14 protein-coding genes are annotated in these 17,294 nt (G+C 42.7%); 6 read left to right on the top strand and 8 right to left on the bottom strand.

Translation table 11 applies throughout. The features are described 5' to 3' along the window. Positions 1-16 precede the first annotated feature (16 nt). The 4 genes from parE to ftsP all read left to right on the top strand — a co-directional run bounded on the left by parE (position 17) and on the right by ftsP (position 6,812). Complete coding sequence (gene parE, locus PR725_RS00450; RefSeq protein WP_004908605.1) at positions 17-1,912, top strand: DNA topoisomerase IV subunit B; 1,896 nt, start codon at positions 17-19, stop codon at positions 1,910-1,912. A 33-nt stretch (positions 1,913-1,945) separates the two neighbouring features. Further along, the gene (gene parC, locus PR725_RS00445) at positions 1,946-4,201 is read left to right on the top strand and encodes a DNA topoisomerase IV subunit A (RefSeq protein ID WP_004908608.1); all 2,256 of its coding nucleotides are present in this window, start codon (positions 1,946-1,948) and stop codon (positions 4,199-4,201) included. A gap of 108 nt (positions 4,202-4,309) precedes the next feature. After that, a complete protein-coding gene (locus PR725_RS00440) occupies positions 4,310-5,044 on the top strand; it encodes a 1-acylglycerol-3-phosphate O-acyltransferase (protein WP_004908611.1) in 735 nt (244 codons plus the stop codon). A 352-nt stretch (positions 5,045-5,396) separates the two neighbouring features. Beyond that, positions 5,397-6,812 (top strand): cell division protein FtsP, encoded by a 1,416-nt coding sequence (gene ftsP / locus PR725_RS00435; protein ID WP_109911778.1) that lies wholly within the window; start codon positions 5,397-5,399, stop codon positions 6,810-6,812. A 72-nt stretch (positions 6,813-6,884) separates the two neighbouring features. On the opposite strand, the gene PR725_RS00430 is transcribed toward ftsP, so the two are convergent. Then, entirely contained in the window at positions 6,885-7,499 is a 615-nt protein-coding gene (locus PR725_RS00430) for a LysE family transporter (protein ID WP_123382289.1), read from the bottom strand. Between the two features lie 235 nt (positions 7,500-7,734). Here PR725_RS00430 and folA point away from each other — a divergent pair, with 235 nt between their 5' ends. Continuing rightward, positions 7,735-8,229 carry a type 3 dihydrofolate reductase gene (gene folA, locus PR725_RS00425; protein ID WP_004908621.1) on the top strand — a complete coding sequence of 165 codons (495 nt, stop codon included), beginning with the start codon at positions 7,735-7,737 and terminating at the stop codon, positions 8,227-8,229. 72 nt (positions 8,230-8,301) lie between these two features. On the opposite strand, the gene apaH is transcribed toward folA, so the two are convergent. The 6 genes from apaH to lptD all read right to left on the bottom strand — a co-directional run bounded on the left by apaH (position 8,302) and on the right by lptD (position 15,199). Then, positions 8,302-9,129 (bottom strand): bis(5'-nucleosyl)-tetraphosphatase (symmetrical) ApaH, encoded by an 828-nt coding sequence (apaH, locus tag PR725_RS00420; RefSeq protein WP_004908624.1) that lies wholly within the window; start codon positions 9,127-9,129, stop codon positions 8,302-8,304. A gap of 2 nt (positions 9,130-9,131) precedes the next feature. After that, positions 9,132-9,509, bottom strand: a complete 378-nt coding sequence (gene apaG / locus PR725_RS00415; protein ID WP_004908625.1) for a Co2+/Mg2+ efflux protein ApaG — start codon at positions 9,507-9,509, stop codon at positions 9,132-9,134. Positions 9,510-9,527: 18 nt separating this feature from the next. After that, positions 9,528-10,337, bottom strand: a complete 810-nt coding sequence (rsmA, locus tag PR725_RS00410) for a 16S rRNA (adenine(1518)-N(6)/adenine(1519)-N(6))-dimethyltransferase RsmA (protein WP_123382290.1) — start codon at positions 10,335-10,337, stop codon at positions 9,528-9,530. After that, positions 10,334-11,326 carry a 4-hydroxythreonine-4-phosphate dehydrogenase PdxA gene (pdxA, locus tag PR725_RS00405; RefSeq protein ID WP_123382291.1) on the bottom strand — a complete coding sequence of 331 codons (993 nt, stop codon included), beginning with the start codon at positions 11,324-11,326 and terminating at the stop codon, positions 10,334-10,336. Before pdxA ends, rsmA begins: the two co-directional genes overlap by 4 nt. Next, positions 11,310-12,629 (bottom strand): peptidylprolyl isomerase SurA, encoded by a 1,320-nt coding sequence (surA, locus tag PR725_RS00400; protein ID WP_042851532.1) that lies wholly within the window; start codon positions 12,627-12,629, stop codon positions 11,310-11,312. Before surA ends, pdxA begins: the two co-directional genes overlap by 17 nt. A 194-nt stretch (positions 12,630-12,823) precedes the next feature. Next, entirely contained in the window at positions 12,824-15,199 is a 2,376-nt protein-coding gene (gene lptD, locus PR725_RS00395) for an LPS assembly protein LptD (protein WP_042851533.1), read from the bottom strand. Between the two features lie 178 nt (positions 15,200-15,377). Between lptD and djlA the strand changes: the two genes are divergently transcribed. Continuing rightward, positions 15,378-16,193, top strand: coding sequence for a co-chaperone DjlA (djlA, locus tag PR725_RS00390; RefSeq protein WP_004908636.1), 816 nt, complete (start codon positions 15,378-15,380; stop codon positions 16,191-16,193). Between the two features lie 445 nt (positions 16,194-16,638). Here the strand turns inward: djlA and rluA are convergent, their stop codons facing one another. Then, positions 16,639-17,289 carry a bifunctional tRNA pseudouridine(32) synthase/23S rRNA pseudouridine(746) synthase RluA gene (gene rluA / locus PR725_RS00385; protein WP_004908638.1) on the bottom strand — a complete coding sequence of 217 codons (651 nt, stop codon included), beginning with the start codon at positions 17,287-17,289 and terminating at the stop codon, positions 16,639-16,641. Between the last annotated feature and the right edge of the window lie 5 nt (positions 17,290-17,294).

Raw genomic sequence — 17,294 nt, 5'->3', positions numbered from 1 at the left:
ACCGCAGAATGACAACATGACTCAATCTAGTTATAACGCAGAGGCCATTGAAGTCCTCAGTGGTTTAGAGCCTGTTCGCCGTCGTCCGGGGATGTATACCGACACCAGTCGACCGAACCATCTGGCTCAAGAAGTAATTGATAATAGCGTCGATGAAGCGCTTGCGGGGCACGCGAGCCACATCGAAGTTATTTTACATGCCGATCAATCCCTTGAAGTAATCGACGATGGGCGCGGTATGCCTGTCGATATCCACCCTGAAATGAAAGTGTCAGCTGTTGAGCTGATTCTAGGGCAATTACATGCAGGGGGAAAATTCTCCAATAAAAACTACCAATTCTCAGGTGGTTTGCATGGTGTCGGGATTTCTGTCGTCAATGCGTTATCAAAACGTATTGAAGTTACTGTTCGTCGTGATAGCCAAGTGTATCAAATTGCTTTTGAGAACGGCGACAAGGTTGAAGATTTGCATGTAATAGGGACTTGTGGCAAACGTAACACAGGTACTAGCGTGCATTTTTGGCCAGATGGCAGCTATTTTGATAGTCCAAAGTTTTCAGTAACTCGTTTAACTCATAACTTAAAAGCTAAAGCCGTTTTATGCCCTGGCGTGAAAATCACGTTTAAGGATAAGCTCAACAATACAGAGCAAAGCTGGTGCTACAGTGACGGGTTGACCGATTACCTAATGGAGTCAATTGACGGCCTTGAAGCGTTACCGCCAAAACCGTTTACAGGCGAATTTTCCGGGGAAACTGAAGCCGCACAATGGGCGTTGCTCTGGTTGCCTGAAGGCGGGGAATTACTAACAGAAAGTTATGTCAACCTTATCCCAACAGCGCTAGGTGGGACCCATGTTAATGGTTTACGCCAAGGGTTGCTTGATGCAATGCGTGAGTTTTGTGAATTCCGTAATATATTGCCTCGTGGTGTTAAGCTCTCCGCTGATGACATTTGGGAGCGCTGCACTTATGTGCTTTCCGTTAAAATGCAAGACCCACAATTTGCAGGGCAAACGAAAGAACGTCTGTCTTCGCGTCAATGTGCTGCGTTTGTTTCGGGTGTGGTAAAAGATGCTTTCAGTTTATGGCTTAACCAGAACGTGCAAGTGGCTGAACAACTCGCAGAAATGGCAATTTCTAGCGCGCAACGTCGAATGCGTGCAGCGAAAAAAGTGGTGCGTAAAAAACTCACCAGTGGCCCTGCATTACCGGGTAAATTAGCCGATTGTAGCTCCCAAGACCTGAGTATGACGGAATTGTTCCTTGTAGAAGGGGACTCCGCGGGAGGGTCTGCAAAACAAGCTCGTGACCGCGAATATCAAGCTATCATGCCGTTGCGCGGTAAAATCCTCAATACATGGGAAGTGTCTTCTGATGAAGTTTTAGCTTCCCAAGAGGTACATGACATCTCTGTTGCTATTGGGATAGACCCCGATAGCGAAGACCTTAGCCAATTGCGCTATGGGAAAATTTGTATCCTTGCGGATGCGGACTCCGATGGCTTGCACATTGCTACACTGCTATGTGCATTATTTGTCCGTCATTTCCCAACATTAGTAAAAGCAGGGCATGTCTATATGGCAATGCCACCGTTATATCGTATCGATTTAGGTAAAGAAACGTTTTACGCCCTTGATGAAAGCGAAAAAAATGCTGTGCTTGAACGTCTTAGCCGCAAGCGCGGTAAACCCAATGTTCAACGTTTTAAAGGGTTGGGTGAAATGAACCCACTGCAATTACGTGAAACGACATTAGATCCAAATACTCGTCGTCTTGTACAGCTAATTATCGATGATGAAAACTACCAAGAAACACTTGCTGTCATGGATATGCTTCTTGCTAAAAAACGCTCTGAAGATCGCCGTAATTGGCTGCAAGAAAAAGGCGATATGGCTGAAATTGATGTCTAATATTCGAATTGCGATGAGAAAGGAACGAATTGAATGAGTGAAATTACTCATGATGGTGTAGAGCGTTTACCGCTGCATGCCTTCACTGAAAATGCCTATCTGAACTATTCGATGTACGTCATCATGGATAGGGCATTACCATTTATTGGCGATGGGCTTAAACCTGTTCAGCGCCGTATTGTGTATGCGATGTCAGAACTTGGCTTAAGCAACACTGCGAAATACAAAAAGTCCGCCAGAACGGTGGGCGATGTTCTCGGTAAATATCACCCACATGGTGATAGCGCTTGTTATGAAGCGATGGTGTTGATGGCGCAGCCATTTTCTTACCGCTACCCGCTGGTGGATGGCCAAGGGAACTGGGGGGCACCCGATGACCCTAAATCATTCGCAGCAATGCGTTATACAGAATCACGTTTATCAAAATATGCTGAAATTTTACTCAGCGAACTTGGCCATGGCACAGTTGATTGGGTACCAAACTTTGATGGTACGCTAAACGAGCCAAAAATGTTGCCGGCACGTTTACCGAATATTCTGCTAAACGGTACAACGGGAATTGCGGTTGGGATGGCGACAGATATTCCACCCCATAACGCCCGAGAAGTGGCTCAAGCGTTGGTTGCTTTACTGGATAAACCGACACTAAATCTTGATGACATCATGGCATTTGTACCGGGGCCTGATTATCCAACTGAAGCAGAAATTATTTCTTCCCGTGATGATATCCGTAAAATTTATCAAAATGGGCGCGGTTCTGTACGCATGCGTGCTGTGTGGGAAAAAGAAGATGGTAATGCGGTTATCACGGCTCTACCTCATCAAGTTTCTGGGGCGAAAGTCTTAGAACAAATTGCCAGCCAAATGCGTGCGAAAAAATTGCCGATGGTTGAAGATTTACGTGATGAATCAAACCACGAAAACCCAACTCGTTTAGTGATTGTTCCGCGCAGTAATCGTGTTGATCTTGAACAAGTCATGACACACTTATTTGCGACAACAGATTTAGAGCGTAGTTACCGTGTTAACCTAAATATGATTGGTTTAGATAACCGACCAGCGGTAAAAGGGCTTGTTGAGATCTTAAATGAGTGGATTGCTTACCGTCGTCAAACCGTACGTAATCGCTTAAATCATCGGTTAGAAAAAGTATTAAGACGTTTACATATTTTAGATGGTTTATTAATTGCCTATCTGAATATTGATGAAGTCATTGAAATTATTCGTACAGAAGATGAACCGAAAGCGGTTTTAATGTCACGTTTTAATATCAGTGATACCCAAGCTGAAGCTATTTTAGAGCTAAAATTACGCCATTTAGCCAAGCTTGAAGAAATGAAGATTCGTGGCGAGCAAGATGAGTTGGCTAAAGAACGCGATGATTTACAAGCGATTCTCGGGTCTGAAAGACGTTTAAATACATTGATTAAAAAAGAGATTCAATCTGACGCCAAAGATTACGGTGATGACCGTCGCTCCCCGTTGCATGAGCGGGAAGAAGCGAAAGCAATGAGCGAGCATGAAATTTTACCGTCAGAACCGATTACCGTTGTGCTTTCTGATATGGGATGGGTGCGTAGTGCTAAAGGGCATGATATCGAACCGACTAACCTAAATTATAAAGCAGGAGATGGTTTTAAAGGAGCAGCACGAGGCAAGTCAAACCAAGCGGCGGTGTTCCTTGATACGACAGGGCGCAGCTATTCTGTGGACCCACTGGAATTACCTTCAGCGCGTAGTCAAGGTGAGCCTCTAACGGGTAAATTAACTCTGCCTCCAGGTGCGACCATTGAGCATGTATTAATGGCGCCTGACGAACAGAAATATTTAATGGCTTCTGATGCAGGTTACGGTTTTATTTGTACCTTTAATGATTTAGTCACTAAAAATAAAACAGGTAAGGCCTTAATCTCCTTACCTGAAAATGCCAAAGTATTAGCACCAATTGAACTGCATAATGAGCAGGAAGATTTGCTATTGGCAATTACCAAGGCAGGGCGTATGTTGATATTCCCTGTAGCGGATTTACCTCAACTTTCAAAAGGTAAAGGTAATAAAATTATCAATATTGCTGGCGCGCAAGCGGCAACGGGTGATGATTTATTGACTTGGTTGATGATCTTGCCTGTGGGGGCATCAATGACCTTGCATTTTGGTAAGCGGAAACTGAAATTTAAAGCAGAAGATTTGCAAAAATACCGTTCAGAACGTGGCCGTAAAGGGACGTCATTACCGCGTGGAATGCACAATATTGAGCGTATTGATATTGAGCCAGTAGATACTGAATAATTAACAAAAACAAACCTTATAAATCTTGTTGAGTATGAAGTTCAAAAGGTTTATAAGCAGACAATATTCATCATGGGGCTGCGAAGCCCCTTACAATTTGGGGTTAGTATGTTAGCGCTGATTAGAGCGATCATTGTCATTATCTACACTATTTTTGTGTGCATAGGCGGCGGTATTTACTGCTTGTTTAGCCCACGCAACCCAAAACACGTAATGACATTTGGCCATATGTTTGGGCGGTTATCCGTCGTGTTTGGGATTAAGGTTATTAATCGTGTACCTGAGAAAGCCAAAAGTTATGGCCCAAGTATTTATATAGGGAATCACCAAAACAATTACGACATGGTGACTATGTCAAATGGGGTATTACCGAGAACAGTTACAGTCGGTAAAAAAAGCTTGGTTTACATTCCATTTTTTGGTTTTCTGTATTGGATCACCGGTAATATTTTGATTGACCGTGCGAATCGTTCTAAGGCACATAATACGATCACGCAAGTCGCAGACCAGATCAAAAAACGTAAAATATCCGTATGGATGTTCCCTGAAGGAACGCGTAGTCGCGGTCGTGGTTTATTGCCATTTAAAACAGGGGCATTTCATGCGGCTATTGCAGCAGGGGTACCTATTGTGCCTGTTTGCGTTTCGAGCACACAAGGTAAAATTAAGCTAAACCGTTGGAATAACGGTAGCGTAATTATTGAAATGTTAGACCCTATTGATACATCACTTTATACCCGTGAGCAAGTGAGGGAATTATCGGAACATTGCCATGCTTTAATGGAAGCAAAGATTAAAGAACTCGATCTTGAGGTTGAAGAGATGGCAAAACAGGGTAAATAGCCTAACCGATTGAATTTATTTTAATAATAGGCAATATGTGAATATTGCCTATTATTTTAGATTGAACATAGCATAAACTGTCTTTATTGTTATCGACTGCCTGACTTTCCTTTTCTAATTACTTACCCTTACTATTTATAATCTTATTAATTAAATTTTAATGTATTGGATAGATATTTTTAGAATTTAGACTTTTTTCGCGATATCATGGCTCACAAATTATTGCGGTCTTAAATTGTTGTATCTAAGTAGTTATATTGCTAGCGCCAACCTAAAATTAGCCATATCATTGGCTGAATATTTATAATATCAAATAATAAAATGCGCTGGAATTTTGTTTAGCGGAGAATTTATGTCATTCAATCGATGCCAAACCCTAATAGCGGCAGGGATGGCTCTATGTTTGTCCTATGCGCCTATTTATGCAAATGCAGAAGGGGCAACAGCTTTACCTGTACCACCGTTATTAGAATCACGGTCTGGACAGCCATTATTTTTAACATTACAAAAAATTCATTGGTCTTTTGATGGAAAATATTCAGCCGATATTTGGGGAGTTAATGGTTCTTCTCCTGGCCCGACTGTCAAAGTAAAAAATGGCGATGATATTAAGCTTATTTATAGTAATCGCTTACCTGAAGCCGTTTCGATGACTATCAGTGGCTTGCAAATACCAGGAACACAAATAGGTGGAGCCGCACGGTTAATTTCACCTAATGCGGACTGGTCTCCGGTGATCCCGATACGCCAAAATGCAGCTACGCTCTGGTATCATGCGAATACTCAAGGGAAAATGGGCGAACAAGTCTACAATGGTTTATTAGGGATGTGGATCATTGAAGATGATGTGACGAAAAACCTGCGTTTACCGAAACACTATGGTGTTGATGATTTTCCGGTCATTATTCAAGATAAGCGCTTAGATAATTTTGGCGTTCCAGAATACAAAGCGGATGAAAATGGTTTTTTAGGCGATACATTACTGGTTAACGGCGTGCAAAATCCATACATTGAAGTTTCTCGAGGATGGGTGCGCTTACGGTTATTAAATGCGTCGAACTCCCGTAATTATGTAATGAAAATCAGTGATGGCCGCCCATTTTCGTTGATTGCATCTGACCAAGGTTTACTAACTGTCCCTGTGAGTGTTCAAGAACTACCGTTAGCGCCGGGTGAACGACGCGAAGTCTTGATTGATATGGCTAAAACGCAAGAGTTAACTATCACGGCAGGTGAGTCGGCGACCTTTATGGACCGCTTAAAGGGGTTATTCGAGCCATCGAATAATTTAATTTCAACTAATGTGCTAACTATCAAAGCGACAGGGTTAATGTCATTAGTAACAGACGGCTTACCGACACAATTAGTTGAAGATAAAACGCAAGTCACATCCAGTATTACACAACGCAATATTCACCTTAATGATGGTTTTGGTATTAACAATGCGACCATTGATACAAATAGGGTCGATTTCTCAAGTCTCCAAGGTAATTGGGAGCGTTGGGTTGTGACGACGAATGAACCGCAAGCGTTTCATATTGAAGGTGTGCGTTTTAAGGTTTTAAACCGTAATGGTAAACCAACTCCACCAGAAGACTATGGCTGGAAAGATACGGTATGGGTTGATGGTCGCGTTGAATTATTAGTGGAAATGATGCAGCCATCCTATAACCACTTTCCTTTTTTATTCTATAGTCAAAACTTGGAAAAAGCGGATTTAGGTTCAGTGGGGCAGTTGGTTGTTGCACCGCAAGACACAATGCAATAATTCGTATTACAACAATATTGAATATTTAAAAAGCAGGCATTTAGCCTGCTTTTTTGATGGGAGCTAATAAGGCTAGCTTAGCGCCACTCGAACACCAAAGGCGATTAATACCACTCCGAGAACCTTATCAACATAGGTTTGTACTTTTGCTAGGCCTTTTCTGACAGGGGCACTTTGGATCAAAAAGACTAATATTGGCCAATAAATGACAGCTAAGCCCCAAATAATAAAGGCAAACCATAATTTTTCACCGACGGTAGAATTAACATCTAATACTTGAGTGAAGACGGCTAAAAAGAATAGCGTGGCTTTTGGGTTTAATACATTGCAGAGGAAACCTTGCATAAAGGCTTTCTTGAATGAAACAATTTCGTGTTTACTGGTCGTAAGATCAACGCTATGGCCGGATTGCGGAAGTAAGCTTTTGACACCGATCCAAATTAAATAGGCCGCACCTGCGTATTTTAAGATATTAAACAGCCAAGGTGTGGTGGTAATTAAAACAGCTAGGCCCGCAACGCAGTAGGACATATGCAACGCGATAGCGACTATCACACCACATGCAGACATTAATGCCGCAGCGCGTTGATAGCGAGCTGAGTTTTTGACAATTAAAAAGAAGTCAGGCCCTGGAGAAAGCATACCGAGTGCCGCGATGGTCGCAACCATAATACTCGTTTCGTACATTTTTGATCTCTTTTCCCGTTCAATGTTGGTAAATAAAAATGACCGACTAAATACTCGTATTTAGGCTGATATCAGAGGGTTCATTTTGTTTTTTCATGTTATTTTTAGTCGTAAGTTTATCAATTTGAGTATAAGTGATTCAAACCTGTTTAAGGAAGCTTAAATTTAGTCGACGAAACAATTCTCTTTCCGTATAGTGTGCTCAATTTTTATATCTTATTTCTAAGGTGAATAGATGAATATTAGCTTAATCGCAGCAATGGCGATCGATCAGGTTATCGGCATGGAAAAAGCGATGCCTTGGAATTTGCCGGGGGATCTAGCGTGGTTCAAACGAAATACGTTAAATAAACCGGTTATCATGGGGCGTGTGACCTATGAATCTATTGGGCGCCCATTACCACAACGTGTAAATATTGTATTAAGCAGTGTTCCTGGCACTGATTCTGATGTGATTTGGGTAACGTCAATTGAAGAAGCGTTAGCCGCGGCACAAGCAATTGAAAATGTTGATGAAGTGATGGTGATTGGCGGTGGTAAAGTTTATCAACAATTTTTACCATTAGCGAATAAACTCTATTTGACTCATGTTGATGCCGAAGTTATTGGTGATACCCATTTTCCAACTTATGAGCCTGATGAATGGGATTCTATTTTTACGGAATACCATGAAGCTGATGAAAACAATACCCATGGTTATTGTTTTGAGATCCTAACCAAAAGAGCTTAATTTTTGGTTTGATCACAAAATGGCGCTTAATTGCGCCATTTTGCTATAACTTACAGTTGATCATATAAAAAGTTATTCTTTGCGGCGTTTTTGATATGACTTTTGGCGGTGATACTGCTTGGTTTCCCAATGGAATAGCGTCAAGTCTCCTCCCCAGCAGCACCCAGTATCTAAAGCATAGACGTTATCGGGGGTACATTTTCCTTCGAGCGATGCCCAGTGACCAAAAAATACCGAGTAATCATCAGGAATTTGGCTTGGTAGATCGAACCACGGTTTTAGTGGGGCAGGTGCCTTTTTGGGGTTTTCCTTGCAAATCATATCTAATTGCCCGTTCGGAAAACAGTAGCGCAGACGTGTTAAGGCATTGGTACTAAAACGCAAGCGTGCTAGCCCCATTAGGCTTTCAGACCAGTTATTTGGCATATCACCATACATGGAGTCGATAAATAGTGGATATGCATCACTGGAAAGCACTGCTTCAACTTCTCTTGCACACATGCGTGCTGTTTTGATATCCCATTGCGGAGTCATACCGGCATGGGTCATCAAGATCTTTTTTTCTTCATCAATTTGTAATAAAGGTTGGCGACGTAACCAATTGATCAGTTCGTCAAGATCAGGGGCATGTAATAACTCATCGAGGTGATCTTTGGGTTTATTGCGACTGATCTTACAGTAAATTCCCAACAGATGGAGATCATGGTTACCAAGCACTAGACGTACGGCTGAGCCAAGGCTTTTTACATAGCGTAAAACTTGCAGTGATTCAGCTCCGCGAGCAACGAGATCGCCTGTTAACCATAATGTGTCTTTGGTTGGATCAAAATGAACACTTTCCATCAAGTCACGGAGTTCACGATAGCAACCGTGAATATCACCTACTAAATATGTCGACATAATTAATTAATCAGTGTTGGGATGGCAAGACGAAAAGCAGGGATATCAACGTGGAAACTGTCCCCTTGCGTACTTATCATCACATAATAACCTTCCATCGTACCCATTGGTGTTTCAAGGATTGCGCCACTGGTATAACGATATTCTTTTCCTGGCTGAATAAGGGGTTGTTCACCCACTACTCCTTCACCTTGAACTTCGGTTTTATGGCCATCACTGTTAGTAATGAGCCAATAACGGCTCATTAATTGGATAGGTTCCCGCCCTAAATTACGAATGCAGATTGTGTAAGCAAACACATATCTCGCAATATCGGGTTGAGATTGGCTTTCTATATAGACACTCTGAACTTGGATGCTAACATTCGGCTCATTAAGCATAGTGCCTCCTTCAACAGACTATTCTGAACGGTTAGAGAGATAGTTTGCCATTTTACAATATTGTTCAACAGAAATATTTTCTGCTCGAGTGCTTAAATCAATACCCAGTTCTGTTAACTCTTCAACGCTGAATAAATCCCCAAGACTGTTACGAACAGTTTTACGGCGTTGATTGAAAGCTTGTGTGGTAATGCGACTTAAAAATTTAATGTCTTTTACCGGATATGGGGTTTCACGATGAGGAATCAACCTAACAATGGCAGAATCTACTTTTGGTGCGGGTGTAAATGCAGTCGGCGGTACTTCCAATACAGGCACCACGTTACAGTAATATTGTGCCATGACACTCAAGCGGCCAAAGGCTTTGCTGCCAGGGCCTGCGACCAGACGATTCACCACTTCTTTTTGTAACATGAAGTTCATATCAGCAATGGAGTTGGTGAATGTGAATAGATGGAACATTAATGGTGTAGAGATATTGTAAGGCAAGTTACCAAAAACGCGCAGGGGTTGACCTGCTTGTTTGGCTAATTCACCAAAATCTACTGTCATTGCATCTTGCTGAATGATAGTTAATTTATCTTTTAGCTGAGGGTGAACGTGTAAGCGTGCTGCAAGGTCACGGTCAAGTTCAACTACAGTCATTTTATCGATTCGGCTACCGACAGGTTCGGTTAAGGCACCTAAGCCGGGACCAATTTCTACAATGGACTGACCCGGCAGCGGGTTCATGGCATCCACGATGCTGTCGATAATAAATTGGTCAGTTAAAAAGTTCTGCCCGAAGCGTTTGCGGGCAAAGTGCCCCTGATGGACTCGATTATTCATGTATTCTTAGATGTCATTTGGATAGCTAACTTTAATGCGGTGATAAAACTTCCCACATCAGCATGACCCGTACCAGCGAGTTCAAGGGCTGTGCCATGGTCGACAGAGGTACGGATAAAAGGCAGGCCGAGAGTAATATTTACTGCTCTGCCAAAACCTTGGTATTTTAACACAGGAAGGCCCTGATCGTGATACATTGCTAACACTGCGTCTGCATGGTCTAAATACTTAGCTTGAAATAGGGTATCTGCAGGCAATGGCCCAATCAAATTAATCCCTTTTGTGCGCAGGTTTTCGAGCGCGGGCTCTATCGTATCAATTTCTTCGGTACCCATGTGCCCGCCTTCTCCTGCATGTGGATTTAAACCACAAACATAGATGGCTGGTTTTTCAATACCAAATTTTGTTTGTAAATCATGGTGTAAAATCGTGATGACTTCATTCAGGCTCTGTTGAGTGATGGCAGCTGACACGTCCTTGAGTGGCAAATGCGTTGTGGCTAATGCAACACGCAGTTCTTCGGTAGCTAGCATCATAACAACGCGTTCACAGCCACTTCTTTCTGCAAAGAATTCAGTGTGGCCGCTAAATGGTACGCCAGCATCATTAATGATGCCTTTATGTACAGGCCCTGTGACTATGGCTGAGAATTCATCCTTTAAACAGCCGTCACAGGCTTTTGCTAAGCTTTCTACGACATATTGGCCATTATCAACGTTAAGTACACCTGCCTTTGCAGCCGTTGCTAAATGAACAGGTAGAACGGATAAACTACCCGCAGGTTGTACTTTAGTGACGGTATTGGGGATATATTCGGTTAATGTCAGTGGCAAATTCAGCGCTTTGGCACGCTGGCGTAACAATTCAGGATCAACACAGGCAACCAGCTCAACAGGCCATTGCTGTTGAGCAAGCTGAATCAGTAGGTCAGGACCAATCCCGGCAGGTTCGCCGGGAGTGATGACAATAGGCTTAATTTGATTTTTCATCTGTAGACTGGCTGTCACGGCCATCAACCATTTTCACATAAGCGGAAGCACGTTGTTCTTGCATCCAGCTCTGTGCTTCTTCATTAAATTTACGGTTGAATAGCAGGCGGTACGCTTGGTCTTTTTGTGCCGCATCTGTTTTATCAACGTTACGAGTGTCTTCTAATTGGATTAAGTGCCAACCAAAATTTGATTGAACAGGTTGGCTTAATTCGCCTTTATTCAGTCTCATTAATGCATCACGGAAAGCCGGGTCGTAGACATCAGGCATATTCCAACCTAATTCACCACCTTTTAATGCGCTACCTGGATCCTCAGAATTCTCTTTTGCTGCATCTTCAAATGAAACTTTGCCTGAACGAATTTCCTGAGCAATTTTGGTTAATTTTTGTCTTGCCTGTGCATCATCCATAATTGGTGATGACTTAATTAAGATGTGACGTGCTTTCACTTCTGTGACAGAAATCGGTTGGCTGCCACCACTTACATCATTTACGCGTAAAATATGGTAGCCGACACCGGAACGAATTGGGCCAGCAATATCGCCTTTTTTCGCATTTTTCAGCTGTTCAGCAAAGACAACAGGCAATTCTTGTAGGCGTGACCAACCCATATTACCGCCTTTCAGCGCTTGAGGGTCTGCTGAATAAGCGATAGCTAACTTACCAAAATCTCCGCCTTTTTTCAGTTCAGCTAAAATTTTATTCACTAATGCTTCAGCGTTTTTTAGTTGTTCTTGCGTTGGGTTTTCTGCCAACGGGATCAAGATATGGCTTAGATTAACGCCCATTTCATAATTGGCTTGTGAGCTCATTTGCTCTGCTAGAGAATCAACCTCTTGAGGTAAAATGGTAACGCGGCGGCGAACTTCATTGTTACGCACTTCAGCGATCAGCATCTCTTTACGAATTTCGCTACGATATTGATTCATATTGATGCCATCTGCGGTTAAGCGTTGTTGCATTTGCTGCAGTGTTAAACCGTTTTGACGAGCGATATCCGTAATAGTTGCATCCACGGCTTCATCTGGAATATTGATTTGCATTTGGCTAGCCATTTGCAAAATGATGTTATCCATAACGAGACGCTCGAGGATCTGATGACGCAGAGTTTGATCATCAGGCACTTGTTGACGTGCGTTCTGAGCGTTCAGTTTTACTGTGTTGATCATATTCTGGACGTCACTTTCCAGCACAACACCGTTATTGACGACCGCAGCGACTTTATCCATTTGCTGAGGCGCAGCCAAAGCAGTGGAGCTTGCGAACATCAGTCCCAGAATAAGCGTTCTCCAATTCTTCATAATGGTCCTATAAATATTGACTTTGATTCCGCAAAAGCGGGCTAATCTCTTTTTTACTCGTCATACTTCAAGTTGCAGTGTTGTTGACTGCGTTCGTTCGCACTAGTCACATACTTATGTATGCTCCTAGCGACTCACTTGCTTGTCACCTAACTGCAACTCGAATTATTTAGAGTAAATTTATGTTATTTTTATCAGAAAGCACGTTGATAAGGCATAATGCCACTTTCTAACATTTTCTGACTACCTAAACTATGATTGTTATTTAGGCCTCTAAGTTCCACATTGATTGACCATTTATTGTCATATTCACTGCTAAACTTCTCTTTTTGCCAACCAACTATCTTACGTTCATAGCCAAGATTGACTGCCCAGCAACAAGTATTGTATTGCAAACCAACCAGTTGGCTCGCAGGTTGCTGTTGTTTGGTATCATAATAATATGAACCTACAAAGCCCCAACGCTCGCTTAATGGCCAACTCATGACAGCACCCACTTGTGAAATACCGCGTTGGTATTCAGGCAGTGTATAGGTATAGCCACCATTCGCAGTATCTTCACGACGGAAGGTTGCTTGAATATAATCGCGGTCAACGAAACGGTAGTTCAACTGAACTAAACGATCGGCATCTAAACGGTATTCTGCAACCGCATTCCCCATTGTGACATTACCGAGACGGCGGTCATATTGTAACCCACCACGCAAGCCCCAGTTATCATCAATTCGCCACATAGAGTCAGTGGCCCACAATAATGAACCTGTGTTGCTTTTATCATCTATTGGGCGATTTGAATCACCAGCACGTGGGCGTTCAAAGTAATAAATTTGCCCCACAGAGAAGTTAAAGCGCTCAGCTAAAGTATCGTCATAAACACGTGTTGTGACACCTGTGGTGAACTGGTTTGCAGAGGCGATACGGTCAAGGCCACTGTAAATCCGGTCACGGAATAAACCGCTATAGTCTGACTGCAGCAATGAAGAGTCAAAGTTATTGATATTATCTTGATCTTTATACGGAATATACAAATATTGGACACGTGGTTCTAATGTTTGAACGAAATCGCTGCCTTGGAAAAGGTCTCGTTCGAAGACAACTTTTGCATCGCTTTTAAACATGGGTAGAACACGCGTAACATTTTTTTCTAAGCTAGTATCCGTATTCGAGCGAGGAATATCTTGGTCGTAATGAGTCGCATACAATTTGATGCTGTTATTCATATTTGCCCAACCATTAGACAATGGCAGGTTTACTTCTGGCTCAATGTGTAAGCGAGTTGCGTCTGGGTTATTTTTACCCACACTCGTAAAACGAGCAGCTTGTGCGTAAGTATGCACGTCAAAGGCACCTAAATTATTTTTATAATAATTGAAGTCCACTTGTGGCTCTGCTTTATAAGCGCGCTTGTTGGGGTTATCCGCAAAAATTTGGAATTGCTTGTGAGTGACTTTCGCATTCCAGTTTGTATCTGAATAACCTGCACTGAATTTTTGCGTAGCGTAGCCATCAGTGGTGCTACCGTACTGGGAACTAAAGTCAGTAAAATAGCTAGGGTCGCTCACTTTGGTATAGTCAGAGCTGAAGTTCCAATGCCCCGCGTAAGTCCCAGAATGGCGCCAGTAGAATAACCAACGGTCATCGCTATCACGATCTTCACGCTTACCACGTTCTTTGTCTTTGATATAAGCACGGTCATGATTTAGAAAATCAAAGGCCACGGTGCCTGTACCTGGAGCAATAAGGTAGCGGAATTCATTATTTAATTTTACACCACGGTGGGTCATAAATTGCGGTGTAATTGTGGCATCGTAGTTTGGTGCAATATTCCAATAATAGGGTAATGAGAACTCTAGCCCATCGTTACTTGAATAACTTCCCGTCGGAATTAAAAAACCTGAACGGCGCTTATTGCCAATCGGTAATTGCATATATGGGCTATAGAAAATAGGCACGTCACCCACTTTAAAGCGCGCATGCCAAATTTCAGCGACTTCTTCTTCGCGGTCGATAATGACTTCAGAGCCCGCGACGCTCCAGCTATTATTACCGGGTAAACAGGTTGTGAATGTACCGTTTTCCATAATAGAGTAACGGTTTTCACCACGCATTTTCATTTTCGTCGCATCACCACGCCCCTGACGGCCTACCATCATGTAGTTACCGTCATTCACATCAGTGTTTTTATTATCTAAGTTAGACCACGCAGAAGGGCCTTTTAAGATAATTTGTGGGTCATCGTAGTGCACATTACCAGTGGCTGTTACTTCACGCACAGGGAGTTCACCCGCTGTTTCTGTTTGGGTGAGTTTAACGTTATCAGCGGTTAATGTTTGGTTCCCTTGTTGAATATCGACATTACCTTCATATTCAACAAAATTAGGGTATTCACCACGGACATCTTCAGCGGTAATGTGAATCGGCAGGTTATTAGGGTCACCTTTTACAATCGGTTTGGTGTAAACAGGGACACCCAGCATACACTGCTGTGCAAGGTCAGCATGCGCTTGCTGACTATAAATTGCCGCCCATACCATGGTGGCGAGTAGTGTTGGATAGCTTTTTTTCATCATTAAATATGGGGTTCCGTCATCATTGGCATCGCCAGCAAACGCTCAAAGACTAACTTAGCCAACCACTTTGCGCCAGTATAATGTAAGAAACTTTACGCGCGGGTAGTTATGCATAGAGCTGAATGAATAGTATGATAATGCAAAATTGCATTTTGAGCATTGAAGAATTGAGGGATATATGCACTATTGGGGCAAAATTATTGGCGTTATACTCGCAATCGTCTCTGGATTGGGCTTTTGGGGAGCGCTAGTTGGGTTAATTATTGGGCATGGTTTTGATAAAGCATCGATTCAACGTAAATTTGCAGGGAGAATGAATAAGCGAGATCGCCAAATCATTTTCTTTGCGAGTACCTTCCAAATTTTGGGGCATTTAACGAAGTCCAAAGGCCGTGTAACCGAGACAGATATTCAGCTTGCGACCAATTTAATGGACAGAATGCAATTACATGGAGAAACACGAAAAGCGGCTCAACAAGCATTTAGAGAAGGCAAATCCCCTAACTTTCCATTGCGTGATGTATTAAAGCAATTACGTATGGCCTGTTATGGCCGTTTTGACTTGATTCAGATGTTTCTGGAAATTCAATTACAAGCTGCTTTTGCTGATGGACAATTACACCCGAACGAACGAAAAGTGTTGTTTATTATTGCCGAAGAGCTCGGTATTTCTAAGGTTCAGTTTGAACAGTTCTTGGATATGATCCAAAGTGGTCGCCAATTTGGCCAAGGATACTCTCAGCAGCAATCAGGAGGGTATTATCAGCAATCAAATGGCCCAACCCTTGAAGATGCTTGTAAAGTGCTTGGCGTGTCTCCTAGTGATGACCCAACAAAAATTAAGCGAGCCTATCGTAAACTGATGAGCGAGCATCACCCCGATAAACTGGTTGCGAAAGGTTTGCCGCCAGAGATGATGGAAATTGCGAAGCAAAAGGCGCAGTCTATCCAAGCAGCTTATGACTTAGTTAAGAAGGAGCTCGGCTTCAAATAAATTTCCCCGTCATATTTCGCGCCGCAGCGTTGTTGGCTGCGCTCGCGCACCCTAGTCACATACTACAGTATGCTCCTAGGGATTTGCTCTCTTGCCGCCTAGCTGCAACACGAACTATTTAGGGGAAATCAGGCTAACGAAGAAAAACCAAAAAATCTCGCTTTGTTGTCTTCATTCATGAACCCTAGTCACGTAGTAATCTACGCTCCTAAGGATTCGCTCTCTTGCCGCCTAGCTGCAACACGAACTATTTAGGGGAAATCAGGGGAATAATTAAAATGGATTATTTCGCTTCCGTTTTTTGTTGGCTGCGCTCGCGCACCCTAGTTACATAGTTATGTATGTTCTTAGGGTAAAAACAAACGGGAAAATAATCAGCGCAAAAACAGAGTGAGTTAATTTTTGCACTGGTAATATTGAAATCTAATCAATCGATTAGAGACCGTTAAAAATCCGGTGGGCAGGTAAAATGCATTGGTGTGCCATATTCAGGATGAGTGATGTATAATTCCTGTGCATGTAATTGTAAGCGAGGGGCGAGCGCTTTGGCTTCATCGTGAGCATAGAAACGGTCGCCTAATATTGGGTGGCCTAAAGCTAACATATGGACTCTCAGTTGGTGAGAACGACCCGTAATAGGTGAAAGCTTCACGCGTGTCGCTTGTTCTTCGTATTGTAATACTTGGTATTCAGTTTGTGCCGATTTCCCTGTTTCGAAACACACCTTTTGCTTAGGGCGGTTTGGCCAATCGCAAATTAGCGGCAAATCAATCAAGCCTTTTTCTTTTTCTAAATGTCCCCAGACACGAGCAATATAGAATTTTTTGGGCTCACGCTCCCTAAATTGGCGTTTGAGCTCACGCTCAGCCTTTTTGTGCAGTGCCACAACCATGACGCCACTGGTTGCCATATCTAAGCGATGTACGGATTCAGCAGCAGGAAAATCACGTTGAATACGGCTCATAATGCTATCGTGGTGCTCAGGGGCTTTTCCGGGAACAGAAAGTAGTTCGCTTGGCTTGTTGACGACAATGATATGGTCGTCTTGATAGAGGATGTGGAGCCAAGGTTCTAGCGGTGGATTGTACGGTATCATTCAAT

Source organism: Providencia sp. PROV255 (genome assembly GCF_028478065.1).
GTDB lineage: Bacteria > Pseudomonadota > Gammaproteobacteria > Enterobacterales > Enterobacteriaceae > Providencia > Providencia rettgeri.
Note: the sequence above shows the minus strand (reverse complement) of the source record. Positions and strands in the feature narration are given on the sequence as shown.

Coding starts and splice junctions, on each gene's coding strand:
- parE (WP_004908605.1), top strand. CDS start 17: ATGACTCAATCTAGTTATAACGCAGAGGCCATTGAAGTCCTCAGTGGT.
- parC (WP_004908608.1), top strand. CDS start 1,946: ATGAGTGAAATTACTCATGATGGTGTAGAGCGTTTACCGCTGCATGCC.
- PR725_RS00440 (WP_004908611.1), top strand. CDS start 4,310: ATGTTAGCGCTGATTAGAGCGATCATTGTCATTATCTACACTATTTTT.
- ftsP (WP_109911778.1), top strand. CDS start 5,397: ATGTCATTCAATCGATGCCAAACCCTAATAGCGGCAGGGATGGCTCTA.
- PR725_RS00430 (WP_123382289.1), bottom strand. CDS start 7,499: ATGTACGAAACGAGTATTATGGTTGCGACCATCGCGGCACTCGGTATG.
- folA (WP_004908621.1), top strand. CDS start 7,735: ATGAATATTAGCTTAATCGCAGCAATGGCGATCGATCAGGTTATCGGC.
- apaH (WP_004908624.1), bottom strand. CDS start 9,129: ATGTCGACATATTTAGTAGGTGATATTCACGGTTGCTATCGTGAACTC.
- apaG (WP_004908625.1), bottom strand. CDS start 9,509: ATGCTTAATGAGCCGAATGTTAGCATCCAAGTTCAGAGTGTCTATATA.
- rsmA (WP_123382290.1), bottom strand. CDS start 10,337: ATGAATAATCGAGTCCATCAGGGGCACTTTGCCCGCAAACGCTTCGGG.
- pdxA (WP_123382291.1), bottom strand. CDS start 11,326: ATGAAAAATCAAATTAAGCCTATTGTCATCACTCCCGGCGAACCTGCC.
- surA (WP_042851532.1), bottom strand. CDS start 12,629: ATGAAGAATTGGAGAACGCTTATTCTGGGACTGATGTTCGCAAGCTCC.
- lptD (WP_042851533.1), bottom strand. CDS start 15,199: ATGATGAAAAAAAGCTATCCAACACTACTCGCCACCATGGTATGGGCG.
- djlA (WP_004908636.1), top strand. CDS start 15,378: ATGCACTATTGGGGCAAAATTATTGGCGTTATACTCGCAATCGTCTCT.
- rluA (WP_004908638.1), bottom strand. CDS start 17,289: ATGATACCGTACAATCCACCGCTAGAACCTTGGCTCCACATCCTCTAT.